Genomic DNA, 12942 nt, shown 5'->3' with positions numbered 1-12942 from the left:
CAGGTACTGAAGCATTCTGGAAGAAGGTCAGCCCCTCATGTCCGACTCCCCCGCCCTGCCCGCCGTGAGCCGCGAGTGGCATCTGCTCAGCCGTCCGGTGGGCTGGCCGAAGCCCGAGGACTTCGCGCTGGTCGAGGTCCCGATGCCGGTGCCCGGCGAGGGCCAGGTCCTGGTACGCAACGAGTACCTCTCGGTGGACCCGTACATGCGGGGCCGGATGAGTGCCGCCAAGTCCTACGCCGAGCCCTTCGCCCTCGGTGAGCCCATGCAGGGCGGGGCCGTCGGCGTGGTCGTCGCCTCCAACGCCGAGGGCGTGGAGGTCGGGGACCATCTGCTGCACTTCCTCGGCTGGCGCGAGTACGCGGCGGTGGACGCGAAGAGCGCCGCCAAGGTCGACCCGCAGGCCGCGCCGCTCTCCGCCTACCTGGGCGTGCTCGGCATGACCGGCCTGACCGCGTACGCTGGTCTGCTGCGCGTGGCCTCCTTCAAGGAGGGCGACACCGTCTTCGTCTCGGGCGCCGCCGGTGCCGTGGGCAGCGAGGTCGGTCAGATCGCCCGGCTGAAGGGCGCCGCCCGGGTCATCGGCTCGGCCGGGTCCGACGAGAAGGTACGGCTCCTGGTGGACGAGTACGGCTTCGACGCCGCGTTCAACTACAAGGACGGCCCGGTGAGTGCGCAGCTGCGCGAGGCCGCGCCCGACGGCATCGACGTCTACTTCGACAACGTCGGCGGCGACCACCTCCAGGCCGCCCTCGGCTCGCTCCGGCTGCACGGCCGCATCGCCATCTGCGGCATGATCTCGGTCTACAACAACACCGAGCCCGCCCCCGGTCCGAACAACCTCGCCCGGCTGATCCAGACCCGGGGCCGCATGGAGGGCTTCCTGGTGGGCGACCACTACGACCTCCAGCCCGAGTTCGTCCGCGAGGTCGGCCCCTGGGTCGCCTCGGGCGAGCTGAAGTACAGCGAGACGGTCGTGGACGGCATCGACAACGCGGTGTCGGCGTTCCTCGGTCTGCTGCGGGGGGAGAACATCGGCAAGATGGTCGTCAAGCTCTGAGGTCGTACGTACCGGAGGCCGCACCCGTGCATGGGGGGGGTGCGGCCTCCGTCGTACGCTCTTCGCGCGGGTCAGAGTCCCAGCGCCGCCCGGTGCGCCGCCGCCACCAGGCGGTCGTTCTCCGGGGCCGCGCCGCCGGGGTAGGCGAAGCGGCGGCGGGTGTAGCCGTAGGCGAGGCCGCTGCGTGGGTCCGCGAAGGCCTGGGAGCCGGCGGCACCGCTGTGGCCGATGGTGCCCGCGCCGAGGAAGGGGTAGTGGGTGTCGGCGGTGATCTGGAAGCCGAGGCCGAACGTCTTGTGGACGCGGCCGACCAGGTCGTAGCCGACCGAGTGCGGCTGTCCGAACTCGGCGACCGTGTCGGCCTTCAGCAGCGGTGCCTTCTCGGCCACCTCGCTGATCATCGCCGCGTACATCCCGGCGAGACCGCGCGCCGAGGCGACACCGCCGATCGAGGCGGGTCCTCTGGCGCGCAGGGTGCGGTCGTTGGGCACGGATTCGAGGTCGGTGGGCTCGGCGGCGTGCAGGTTGTAGGCGATGGCCTCCAGGGTGTGCGGTCCTGACGGCCGTGCCTCGGACTCGGCCTGCTGCACGGGGGTGAGCACCATCGGCTGGGTGCTGCGGAAGCGGGGTTCGCGGGAGGCGGGCAGGCCCAGGTAGAAGTCGAGCCCGTAGGGGACGCGGACCCGCTCCTCGTACAGCTCCTGGAGCGTACGGCCCGTCGCGCGGCGGGCGACCTCGCCGGTCAGGGCGCCGATCACCACCGCGTGGTAGCCGAAGGCGGTGCCGGGGCGCCAGAAGGGCCGCTGGTCGGCGAGGCGTTCGGCCAGCGCGCGGTCGTCGGCCAGCTCGGCCGGGCTGAAGCCGGTGTCCGTGCCGATCAGTCCGGCGCGGTGGGCCAGCAGATCGCGCAGGGTGAGCGCGCCCTTGCCCTCGACGCCGAACTCCGGCCAGTAGTAGGTGACCTTGCGGTCCAGTTCCAGCGTGCCGTCCTGCACCAGCAGGGCGGCGACGAGATGGGCGGCGCCCTTGGTGGACGAGTGGACGCCGTACAGCGTGTTGCCGTCGACGCCGTCGCCCGCCCACAGGTCGACGACCTTCCTGCCATGCACATAGGCGCACAACTGGCCTTCGTAGTCCGCGCGTTCACCGGAGACGAAGGCGGCGAACTCCTCGCGTACCGCCTCGAAGCCCTCGGCGACCGTGCCCTGGACGGTGATCTCCTGACTCATCCGTTCTCCTCCACTGAGCCGCTGCCGACGCCCTCTCCCCGTGCGGGGCGCTCCACTGGTTCGTGTACGGCGAGATGTACCTCTTCGACTCAACCGTGCCGGACCCCGGTTGGTGTCTCCGATACCCCGGATGGCCGATGGCACGGGGGTGGTACGGGGTGGCGAAGGCGTGCGGAAGCGGGTGGCGCGTGCCGTGGCCGGTCCGTGCGCCTCGGGGTGCGGCGTGCGCCCTGCGCGCAGAACCCGAGGGCGTCAGGCTTCGGGGGGTGGTTTTCGGGGGGTGTTGTCGGGGNGGTGGGGGCGGAAGCGGGTCAGCATGCCCGCCAGCCCCATGAGGCACAGGAACGGCGGTGCGGGCGGGGTGACCCGGAGGAGGGCGTACAGGACGCCGATGCCCGCACCGGCCCCGAAGGACACGGCGTAGTCCACCTTGACTCCCCCGTTTCCGGCGGGCCGATATGACCGATTTGCCGTTGATTTAGCAGTCAAGTGTGGGGAATCGAGTCAGGTGCACCACCACAGGAAGCGGTCGCAGGACTTGGTCGGGTCCGGGGTCGGGGTGGGGTCCGGGGCCGGGTCGCTGTGGGTCGGGGTGGCCGTGGGGCGCGCGGGCGGCGGATCGGCGGGGGCCGGGACCTGGGCGGGCGGGGCCGTGGTGGCGGCCTGGGTGGCCTGGTCCGGGGCCTCGGCGGACTTGGACGCCTTGTGCTTGGGGGTCTTGGACGCGGACGCGGAGGGCGAGGCGTCCGGGGAGGCGGAGGCCGAGGCGCGGCCGGAACCGGCGCCCGCGGTGCCGCCCTGTGGCGTCGCGGCCGTCGGATCCGGCTGGGCCGAGCCCGCGCCGCCGTCCGGGGAGGCGCCACCGGAGGCGGCGGGGCGGTCGATGGAGAAGGGCGCGTCGGTGCCGAGTTCGGCGAGGCTCAGCGCGCCTGCCGCCAGTACGAACCCGGTGGTGACGAGGAGGGTACGGCGACGGCGACGACGGTGCGCGGCGGCCTTGCGGTCGCGGCGGCTGAGGTCGGAGTCGGGGTCCGCGTCGACATCGTCATCGTCGTCGGGGTCGATACCGGGGTCCGTGTCGGGGTCGGCGGCCGGGGCTTCGTCGGGGACTCGGTCGGGGCCGGACTCGGGGGTGCCGTCCGGGGCGGGAACGGCGTACGGCTGCTCCGCGCTCTCCTGGACGGGAGGCTCGGCGCGGCGGTCGGCCTGCCGGGGGACTCTGGCCTGGGCGGGGGCCTCTGGATGGAGGGGCGCCGGGGGCGTGCCGTACCCCTGGGCAGCCTGGGGCGCCGCACCGGCGTACCCGTGGGGCTCCGCACCGGGCGCACCGGCGTAACCCTGGGGCTCGACACCCGCCACCCCGCCGTACCCCTGAGCCCCCACCCCGTAAGGATCAGGCCCCGCCCCCGGTGCGACGGTCACGTCCACGGGCGTGACGGCGGAGGGCGCGGGGGCGCCGCAGCCTGGGCAGGCCAGGGCGCCGTTGAGGTGCCGTCGGCACGGGTGGCAGTAGTCCATGACGCGGGAAGACTAGATTCCAGCGGGGTCACGTTCCTAGGCGCGACTGTGAAGGTTTGGTGCGGGACCGGCCGAGTTCCCGCGCGCCGTGTTCGATCGGGGCGCGTTCGGGGGAGGCGATGCGGCGGTGGAGTGAAGTGGCTCACGTGGCGCCCGAGTTGAACACCACCCCCGTCAGTTCCGTATGCATGAGTGGCCCCTGTCCCCACGGGCCGCCCTTCGTCGGAGGTCTCCTTGCCTGACAACGTCACCTCGTTGTTCCGCGGCACCGCCGCGCACAGCCCCTCGATGGCGGCGCTCAGGCGGGGCAGTGACGGTGCGGGCCCGGTGGACTTCTGCATCCCGTGCAACCCGTACTTCCCGACCCCCGCGATGTTCGAGGACATGGCGGCCCGGCTGCGGGACATCATCACGTACTACCCGAGCAGCGCCGACACGATCACCGCCGAGCTGTGCCAGCTGCTTCAACTCCCCCCGCAGTGCGTGGCGATGGGCAACGGCTCGACCGAACTCATCACCTGGATCGACCATCTGCTGGTCCGCGAGTCGCTGGCCGTGCCCGTGCCGACCTTCGGCCGCTGGACCGACCAGCCGATGGAGACGGGCAAGCGGGTCGACATGTTCCCGCTCCAGGAGGCCAACGGCTTCGCGCTCGACCTGGCCCGCTACGGCGAGTTCATCCGCAAGCGGGGCACCAGGGTCGCCGTGATCTGCAACCCCAACAACCCCGACGGCGGCTTCCTGTCCAGACAGTCGGTGGTGCAGTTCATGGACGCGATGGCCGACCTGGACCTGGTGGTGATCGACGAGTCGTTCCTGGAGTTCGCGGACGCGGAGGCCGAGCCCAGCGTCGTCCAGGAGGCCATGCTGCGCCCGAACGTGATCGTGCTGCGCAGCCTCGGCAAGAACTTCGGTCTGCACGGCATCCGCTTCGGCTATCTGGTCGCCAACCCCGCGCTCGCGGGCAAGGTCCGCTCGATGCTGCCCAAGTGGAACCTCAACTCCTTCGCGGAACACGTGGTGTTCATGCTGAAGGAGCACGGCACCGAGTACGCGCAGAGCCTGCTCCAGGTGCGCCGGGACCGCCTGGAGATGGCGAGCCGGCTGGCCGGGCTGCCCGGTCTGACCGTCTATCCCTCGCAGGGCAACTTCCTCTTCGTGCGCCTCCCGCTCGGCGCCGAGGGCACCGTGGTCCGCGACCGGCTGCTCACCGAGCACCGGGTGCTGGTCCGCGAGTGCGGCAACAAGATCGGCTCGTCCAGCCGGTTCGTCCGGCTCGTGGTGCGCCCCGAGCCCGACGTGCGCCGCCTGGTGACCGGCCTGGAGCACGTGCTCTACGAGACGAGGAAGAAGGCCGCCGTCCCCGAGCTGAGCGCCGGGAACGGCTACAGCTCGGGCACCCCCGCCGTGGACCGGCTGATCAACGAGACCAACGGGGCCGGGATGCGACTGCCCGCGCAGGCGATCGCCGCGGCTCCTTCCCCGGGGCTCCCCACAGCCCCGGCCGCCGGCACCGGTATGCCGCTCCCCGCCGCCGCAGCGCCGGCCGGCGGCGGGATGCCGGTGCCGGCGGCGGCTCAAGCGAGCCCGATGGCGGCCCGCTCTGGGCCGATGGCTCCGGCCGCGCAGCCCGCCGCCGCTCCCCAGCAGTTGCCCCCGGCCCCGCAGCCGCCGCTCCCGCCCGCGCCCCAGCAGATCCCGGCCGCCGCGCAGCTCCCGGCCCAGCCGCAGCCGTTCGCGCCGCAGCCCGTGGCCCCGCAGCAGCTCCCGGCGCAGCCGCAGATGCCCCCGGTCCCCCAGCCGATGGCACCGGCGGCGATGGCCCCCGCCGCTCCCATGGCCCCGGCCGCGACGGCTCCGGCCGCGGCGGCTCCGGCCGCCATGGCTCCGGCCGCGGCGGCTCCGGCCGCCATGGCTCCGGCCGCGGCGGGCCCCACCCCGCCCGGCGTCCCGGCCCGGGGCGGTCTCACCGCCGCCCAGGTGCGCGGCATGACCGCGCCCGGCACCCCGGCCCCCGCGCCGCCCGCCGGGCTGACCCCGGCCCCGGCGACCGGCTGGCCGAGCGCGCAGAGCTGGCCGAACGCGGCCGGGATGGGTCAACCCGTCTGAGACACCGGGGCGTTACGGGTTCTCCCAGGCGGAAGGCTGTGCCGCGAGGGTCCGTACCGGCTCCGGCAGGGCGTCCGCCGCGAGGTCCGCGAGCGTGACCCCCTCCAGCACCTGCCGCACCCCGGCGCGCAGGGCGATCCACAGCGGGAGCAGCGGCCGGGCCGTACCCGTGTAGGCGAGTTCGGTCGGGCGTTCGCCGCGTACGGAGACGATCGGGCCGTCCACCGCGCGGATGACGTCCGCGACGGTGATGGCGGCGGCTTCCCGCGCGAGCCGGTAACCGCCGCCTCCGCCGCGCCTGCTGTCGACGATCCCGGCGCGCCGCAGATCGCCGAGGATGCCCTCCAGGAACTTGTGCGGGATGTCCTGGACACCCGCGATTTCCTCCGCTTTCACCGGGCCGTCACCCTGCCGTACGGCCAGCTCCAGCACCGCCCGTACCGCGTAATCCGCCCGCGCCGAGATCCTCATGCGTCCATTGTGGGTCGCCGGGGCGTGGAGAATGGCCGGACCCACGCCCCGTAGGATCGCCCGGGAGGATCGACCTTGGCGCTCAGCAGACGTACCTTCAGTGCCCTGACCGGCTCGGCCGCGCTCGGCCTCGCCCTGGGCGGCAGCGGCGGCACCGGGGCGCCCTCGGCCTACGCGGCGCGCTCCGCGGCCACCGGTCCGGCGCCCGAGCCGCCGCGCGCCGACGGCGGACGGCACACGATCGGGTACGACCGCCACTCGCTCCTCGTGGACGGCAGGCGGCTGGTGGTGTGGTCCGGCGAGATGCACCCCTTCCGGCTGCCGAGCCCGTCCCTGTGGCGGGACGTGCTGCAGAAGATGCGGGCGCACGGCTTCAACACCGTGAGCGTCTACGTCTCGTGGAACTACCACTCCCCCGCGCCCGGGAAGTACGACTTCACCGGCGTGCGCGATCTGGACCTGTTCCTGCGCACGGCGGCGGAGACGGGGCTGTACGTCATCCTGCGGCCCGGCCCCTACATCAACGCCGAGATCGACGGCGGTGGTTTCCCCGGCTGGCTCACGGTGACCGAGGGCAGCGCGCGCACCGCCGACCCGGTGTATCTGGGGCACGTGGACGAGTGGCTGACCCAGGTCAACAGGATCGCCCGCAAGCACCTGTTCACGCATGGCAGGGGCACGGTGCTGCTCTACCAGATCGAGAACGAGTACGACTCCCACGTCACCGAGGCGACGGGCCGGGAGTACCTGTCCCACCTGTACAAGAAGGTGCGCGCCGACGGGATCGACGTCCCCCTCTTCCACAACGACAAGGGCCGCAACGGCCATTGGGTGCCGGGCTCCTTCGACACGGGCGGCGAGAAGGGGCGCTGGCTCTACGGCTTCGACGGATACCCCTCTCCCTCGCAGACCCCGCCGGACTGGGGGACGTTCGGGCCCGGCGGCGCGACCGGCGGGGCCTCGGCCTCGCCGCACACGCCCGGTTTCGTGCCCGAGTTCGGGGGCGGCTGGTTCGACCCGTGGGGCGGGGCCTGGTTCGATGGCAAGGGGTACGCGGAGGCGCGGCGCACCCGTGACTCGGCGTACGAGCGCCGGTTCTATCTGACGAACCTCGCCAACGGCCTCACGCTGCACAACATTTACATGGCCTTCGGCGGCACCTCGTGGGGCTGGCTGCCCGCGCCGGTGGTCTACACGTCGTACGACTACGGCGCCGCGATCGACGAGGCCCGCAACGTCACCGAGAAGATCGCTCCGCTGCACCAGCTCGGTCATCTCCTCCAGCGCGTACCGGACTTCGCCCGGCTGGAGCGGGCCGAGGCGGTCACGGCGGAGGGGCTGAAGGTCTACCACCTGACCAACCCGGACACCGGCGCGCACGTGTACATCACGCGCAACGACGGGACGAAGCCGGTCACCACCGAACTGCCCACCACAGCGGGCACGTTGCGCATCACCGTGCCGCCGCGCGACGCGAAGATGCTCGCCACCGAACTGTCGCTGGGCCAGCGGCGCCTCAAGTACACGACCACACAGCCCGTGTTCCGGATGACGGCCGGGCGGCAGGACATCGCCCTGTTCGCGGGCCGGGCGGGCGACATGGCCGAACTGGTCCTGCACTGCCCGGTGGAGCCCACCACCACCCGGCTCGACCCCGAGGCGGGCTGGGCCTTCGAGGGCGACGAGCTGCACGTCAACGCGCCGCTGGGCCCGGCGTCCGGGCTGAGCCGGGTGCATGTCGCGGGCGGCGAGACCGAGACCCCGCTGGTGCTGCTCTTCGCGGACGACGCGACCAGCACCAAGCTGTTCCCGTACGACACCCCGTCCGGCAGCCTGCTGGTCTACGGCCCCGCCCTGCTGCGCCACGCCGAGGTGCACGGCTCCGAGGTACGGCTCACCGGCGACCTCACCTCCGATTCCATGCTGGAGGTATGGGGTCCGCGCGGCATCTCCTCGCTGGTGTGGAACGGCCGCAAGGTGCCGACCCGCATCACCCTGTCCGGCAGCGTGATCAGCACGGTCACACTGCCCGGCGTGCCCGAGGTGAAGCTGCCCGAGCTGGGCGGCTGGCGGATGCGGACCGAGAACCCCGAAGCCGGGCCCAACTTCGACGACGGCGACTGGACGACCGCCGACCGCACCACCTCGCACAGCACCACGCCGGTCCCCAAGGGCGGTCCCGTGCTGTTCGCGGACGACTACGGCTTCCACTACGGAGACGTCTGGTACCGGGGCGAGTTCGACGGCGCCACCGGCATCGAGGAGGTCGCGCTCGCCTACAGCACCGGTACGCAGGGCCTGTTGATGGCCTGGCTCGACGGAGAGCCCCTGGGCACCCACCGGATGCCGGTCCCGGACAAGAACACCACCATCCGCAAGGGGACGTGGGAGGCGACGGCCGCCTTCCCGGTGCGGGAACAGCACCGCTCGCCCGGACGCCATGTGCTGTCGGTGCTGGTGCGGCGGATGCAGCACGACCAGGACGGCGCGGCGCTCGACACCCACAAGGCGGCGCGCGGCTTGGTCGCGGCCACCTTCAAGGGCGGCTCTCCCAAGGTGACATGGCGCCTCCAGGGCGGCACGCCCGACCCGGTGCGCGGCCCGCAGAACAACGGCGGCCTCTACGGCGAGCGTGAGGGCTGGCATCTGCCGGGCTTCCGCGACCGCGACTGGGAGCGCGTGGACTTCCCGCGCGCCGAGCGGCGCCAGGGCGTCACCTGGTACCGGACCGACTTCCGGCTCTCGGTACCGGCCGACATCGACGCCTCGGTGGGGCTGACCCTGGAGGACGATCCGTACCGGGCCTACCGGGCACAGATCTTCCTCAACGGCTGGAACCTGGGCCAGTACATCAACAACGTGGGCCCGCAGCACACCTTCGTGCTGCCGAACGGCATCCTGCGCACCCGGGGCACCAACACGCTGGCGCTGGCGGTGCTGTCGGAGTTCACCACGCTGTCGGGGCCGGGCAAGGTGGGCCTGACCCTGCTGGGTCGGTCGCTCGGCGGGGTGCCGGTGCGGGAGGTGGCCTCGCCGGGGGTGCGCTGACCGCCAAGGCGGCTGTGTGCGGCCCGAGTCGAGTCCGCCGAAATTTTCGGGGCGCGCGACCCGGGATCGGCATGACGTGGACACACCGGTCCGCGTAGGCTCGGACGGTCCGGCCGACGGGGTGCTCCGCGGCCCGGAACCACTGACGCACGCGTACGGTGCGCTCGGTGCGGTCACCGGCGGGTGCGAAGGGGAACAGATGGTCGTCGCGGGCGCGCGGGAGCGGCTGGCGCGCATGGCCGCCCGGCTCGGCCCGGCCCGGCCGCGCCGGTCGATGCGCGCCCTGGCCTCCGCCCTGGCCTCCTCCGTCCATGAGCGCCCCCAACCGGTCGGTGGCATACAGGACTTGTGCACCGCGCTGTGCGAGGCGATGAGTGCCCGCCGGGACGGCCGTCCGGTCGAGCTGCGCTTCGAGCGCTTCCCGGACGAGATCGAAGTCACCGGACTGTGTGTGGAGTTCGAGGACTTCGACCTGGTCATCGTGGAGGAGCGGGCCGAGGCCGTGCAGCAACTGGTGATCCTGGGCCATGAGTTGTGGCATCTGCACGCCGGGCACCGGCATCATCCGCCGGCCGGTGCGGCGGCCCGCGCGCTCGCCGGTGAGCCCGGTCGGCAGAGCCTCGCGCTGACGGTGGCCGCGCGGGACGGTTCGCGCGAGGACGAGGAGGCCGCCGCCGACGACTTCGGGCACCGGCTGGCCACCCTCTTCCGGGGCCGGCTCACCGCGCCGGAGGCGCCGCTGGACCCGGTGCAGCGCTCGCTCGGCTACCGGGGCCGGGGCGGGGCGGCCCGGTGAGCGGCCCGGTCCTGGCCGACCCGGCCTCGCTGCGGGACTTCTCGATCTCCTTCTGGATACCGACGGCGGTGCTCGCCGCCGCCCTGGTCGTCAAGCTGCCCACGATCGTCCGGCTGTGGCGCGACCCGCTGCTGCGCGCGGTGGGCGGACTGCTGCTGCTGGCCTGCGGGGTCTTCGTCTTCTGCTCGCCGTCCACGATCGCCCGGGTGAACCGGCTGACCGGCGTCCCCAACATCTCGGCGCCCTGGTGCTACTCGCTGCTCACCGCGTTCTGCGGCTCCTGTCTGCTGCTGATCATCACCTGGCGCAACGGTCCTGCCGACCGCTCGGCGGTCACCCGGCGGGCCCGGCGCCGGGTGGTGTCGGTGTACTGCGGGGTCATCGTCCTGCTGTGGGTGCTCTTCCTGCTGGCCGACGTGCCGGTGGAGCGGCGCCGGGACCTGGACACCTACTACGCGAACACGCCGTTCATGCGCGAGGAGATCCTGCTCTACCTCTGCGCGCACGCGGTGGCCTGCCTGATCACCTCGCGGCTGCTGTGGAACTGGGTGCGCGCGGAGGGCCTGGACGCCTGGCTGCGCTGGGGGCTGAAGCTGCTGGGCGCGGGCTACGTCCTGAACCTGATCTTCGACGCGACCAAGCTGGTCGCGGTCGCCGCGCGCTGGCTGGACCGGGACCTGGACTGGCTGAGCACCGATCTGGCGCCGCCGGTCGCCGCGATGTCCGCGATCCTGATCGCCGTCGGCTTCATCCTGCCGCACGCGGGTCAGTACGCCCGCGACCGCTGGCGGGTCCGTCTCGCCCACCGTGAACTACGGCCGCTGTACCTGCTGTTGCGCTCCGCGACCGGCGAAGGCGTGCCGTTCGTGCTGCGGGCCACGCCCGAGCTGCGGCTGACCCGGCGCGAGACGTTCATCCGGGACGTGCTGCTGTCGCTGGCCCGGCACATCGACCCCGCCCTCGGCGCGCGGTCGTACGCCGCCGGGCTCGCCCTCGGGCATCCGCCGGAGCGGGCGCGGGCGCTGGCGGCGGCGGTCGGCATCCTCGACGCCGTCGAGACCAGGAACCGTACGCCGGAACCGGCCGCCGAGGTCTCAGGGCCGGACACCACGAGTCTGCTCCAGGAGATCGGGGCCGTCTCCCGGGCCCTGCGCAGTGCCGAGGACATCGAGGCGGTCCGCGCCCGTGCGGCCGTCGCACCAGCAGAGAGCGTTGCCGTCCATGAGTGAACGCAAGTCCGCCGTCGTGCTCGGCGGCTCCCTCGCCGGTCTGCTCGCGGCCCGCGCGCTCGCCTCGACGGGCGCGCGGGTGACGGTGGTCGAGCGCGACGTGCTGCCGTCCGGGCCCAAGCCGCGCAAGGGGCTGCCGCAGGCCCGGCATGTGCACCAGCTGTGGTCGGGCGGCGCGCGGGCCCTTGAGGAGCTGCTGCCCGGCGCGGTGGCGCGGCTGCGCGCGGCCGGGGTGAACCGGGTGCCGATGACGACGGGCATGGTCGCACTGTCCCCGTACGGCTGGTACCGCCGCTGGGCCGAGTCGGCGTACATGCTGCCCGCCGGGCGCGACCTGCTGGACTGGGTGATCCGCGAACTGGTCCTGGCGGACGGGGACATCGAGCTGCTGGACGGCGCCGAGGCGGTGGGCCCGACCGGCACGGCCGACGCGGTGACGGGCGTACGCGTCCTGGTCCACGGCGAGGAGCGCGCGCTGACGGCGGACCTGGTGGTGGATGCCACCGGCCGTGCCTCCCGTGCGACGGCCTGGCTGACCGCCCTCGGGCTGCCCGCTCCCGAGCGCCGCGAGGTGGACTCCGGCCTGATGTACGCGAGCCGCCTCTTCCAGGCGCCGCCGGAGGCCGCGGAGAACTTCCCGGTGGTCAACATCGAGCCGGACGTGCGGGGTTCGGGCACGGGCCGGGGCGGGGTGCTGATGCCGGTGGAGGAAGGCCGCTGGATGGTCACCCTGTTCGGCACGACGGAGGACGAACTCCCGCGCACGGCGGACGACTTCACCGCCTACGCCCTGACCCGCCTGCGCCACCCGCTGATCGGTGAACTCCTGGCGCACGCCGAGCCGTTGACGGACGTCACCCTCACCCGCACCACCGCGAACCGCCGTTGCCACTACGAACGCATGCCCCGCTGGCCCGACAACTTCGCCGTCCTCGGTGACGCCCTGTGCGCCCTCAACCCGGTCTACGGCCACGGCATGTCGGTGGCGGCCCGGTCGGCGCTGGCCCTGCGCGAGACGGTGGACCGCCGAGGCGGCCTGGGCACCCCGGGGCTCTCCCGCCACATCCAGAAGGCGGTCGCCCGGACGACCACCGCCGCCTGGGACCTGGCCACCGGCGCCGACGTCTTCTACCCCCACGCCACCCCCACCGGCCCCACCCTCCGCGACCGCCTCCTCTCCCCCTACCTCACCCGTCTCCTGCGCACCGCCACCGGCAACGGCCGGGTGGCCCGCCGAGTGACCGACGTGACCTCCCTCCAACGCGGCGCGGAGACCCTGCTCACCCCCGGCATGCTGCTGGCCGCCCTGATCGGCCCCCTGAAGCCCCCGCTGACGGAGCCTCCGCTGACAGCGGAGGAGCGGAAGATGGCGGGGCTGGGGTAGGGACCGGGCAGGGCCGGCCGCGCGTCGGCACCGGCGTCCGCGCGCGGATTCCGTGATCCGTTACGAAGTCACCCGCTTCAACCTGCCCCGTTCTGGGC

General features: G+C 73.1%; 10 protein-coding genes. 6 read left to right on the top strand and 4 right to left on the bottom strand.

Going from position 1 to position 12942, the window contains the following annotated elements; all coding sequences use genetic code 11:
- Positions 1-37: 37 nt before the first annotated feature.
- Positions 38-1060, top strand: coding sequence for an NADP-dependent oxidoreductase (locus tag B079_RS0108245; RefSeq protein ID WP_018545305.1), 1023 nt, complete (start codon positions 38-40; stop codon positions 1058-1060).
- Positions 1061-1131: 71 nt separating this feature from the next.
- Here B079_RS0108245 and B079_RS0108240 read toward each other — a convergent pair whose 3' ends face one another.
- From B079_RS0108240 to B079_RS31540, 3 genes are all read right to left on the bottom strand, one after another.
- The gene (locus B079_RS0108240) at positions 1132-2289 is read right to left on the bottom strand and encodes an EstA family serine hydrolase (protein WP_018545304.1); all 1158 of its coding nucleotides are present in this window, start codon (positions 2287-2289) and stop codon (positions 1132-1134) included.
- A 252-nt stretch (positions 2290-2541) separates the two neighbouring features.
- A complete protein-coding gene (locus B079_RS33745; RefSeq protein ID WP_018545303.1) occupies positions 2542-2718 on the bottom strand; it encodes a DUF1427 family protein in 177 nt (58 codons plus the stop codon).
- Between the two features lie 75 nt (positions 2719-2793).
- Positions 2794-3807 (bottom strand): SCO2400 family protein, encoded by a 1014-nt coding sequence (locus tag B079_RS31540; protein WP_026248475.1) that lies wholly within the window; start codon positions 3805-3807, stop codon positions 2794-2796.
- Positions 3808-4041: 234 nt separating this feature from the next.
- Here B079_RS31540 and B079_RS0108225 point away from each other — a divergent pair, with 234 nt between their 5' ends.
- Positions 4042-5916: a pyridoxal phosphate-dependent aminotransferase gene (locus B079_RS0108225; protein ID WP_018545301.1), complete on the top strand. Its 1875-nt coding sequence runs from the start codon at positions 4042-4044 to the stop codon at positions 5914-5916.
- 12 nt (positions 5917-5928) lie between these two features.
- On the opposite strand, the gene B079_RS0108220 is transcribed toward B079_RS0108225, so the two are convergent.
- Entirely contained in the window at positions 5929-6387 is a 459-nt protein-coding gene (locus B079_RS0108220; protein WP_018545300.1) for an RrF2 family transcriptional regulator, read from the bottom strand.
- Between the two features lie 75 nt (positions 6388-6462).
- Here B079_RS0108220 and B079_RS0108215 point away from each other — a divergent pair, with 75 nt between their 5' ends.
- The 4 genes from B079_RS0108215 to B079_RS0108200 all read left to right on the top strand — a co-directional run bounded on the left by B079_RS0108215 (position 6463) and on the right by B079_RS0108200 (position 12844).
- A complete protein-coding gene (locus tag B079_RS0108215) occupies positions 6463-9435 on the top strand; it encodes a beta-galactosidase (protein ID WP_018545299.1) in 2973 nt (990 codons plus the stop codon).
- 199 nt (positions 9436-9634) lie between these two features.
- Positions 9635-10231 (top strand): hypothetical protein, encoded by a 597-nt coding sequence (locus tag B079_RS0108210; protein ID WP_026248474.1) that lies wholly within the window; start codon positions 9635-9637, stop codon positions 10229-10231.
- Positions 10228-11460, top strand: a complete 1233-nt coding sequence (locus tag B079_RS0108205; RefSeq protein ID WP_018545297.1) for an MAB_1171c family putative transporter — start codon at positions 10228-10230, stop codon at positions 11458-11460. Before B079_RS0108210 ends, B079_RS0108205 begins: the two co-directional genes overlap by 4 nt.
- Positions 11453-12844: an NAD(P)/FAD-dependent oxidoreductase gene (locus B079_RS0108200; RefSeq protein ID WP_018545296.1), complete on the top strand. Its 1392-nt coding sequence runs from the start codon at positions 11453-11455 to the stop codon at positions 12842-12844. Before B079_RS0108205 ends, B079_RS0108200 begins: the two co-directional genes overlap by 8 nt.
- Positions 12845-12942 lie beyond the last annotated feature (98 nt).

The organism is Streptomyces sp. LaPpAH-108 (assembly GCF_000373625.1).
Lineage (GTDB): Bacteria > Actinomycetota > Actinomycetes > Streptomycetales > Streptomycetaceae > Streptomyces.
The sequence above is the reverse complement of the archived record's forward strand: the minus strand, read 5'-3'. Positions and strand labels throughout refer to the sequence as shown.

What these genes read in the sequence shown, in the direction of transcription:
- B079_RS0108245 (WP_018545305.1), top strand. Translation starts at nt 38, where the DNA reads ATGTCCGACTCCCCCGCCCTGCCCGCCGTGAGCCGCGAGTGGCATCTG.
- B079_RS0108240 (WP_018545304.1), bottom strand. Translation starts at nt 2,289, where the DNA reads ATGAGTCAGGAGATCACCGTCCAGGGCACGGTCGCCGAGGGCTTCGAG.
- B079_RS31540 (WP_026248475.1), bottom strand. Translation starts at nt 3,807, where the DNA reads ATGGACTACTGCCACCCGTGCCGACGGCACCTCAACGGCGCCCTGGCC.
- B079_RS0108220 (WP_018545300.1), bottom strand. Translation starts at nt 6,387, where the DNA reads ATGAGGATCTCGGCGCGGGCGGATTACGCGGTACGGGCGGTGCTGGAG.
- B079_RS0108210 (WP_026248474.1), top strand. Translation starts at nt 9,635, where the DNA reads ATGGTCGTCGCGGGCGCGCGGGAGCGGCTGGCGCGCATGGCCGCCCGG.
- B079_RS0108200 (WP_018545296.1), top strand. Translation starts at nt 11,453, where the DNA reads ATGAGTGAACGCAAGTCCGCCGTCGTGCTCGGCGGCTCCCTCGCCGGT.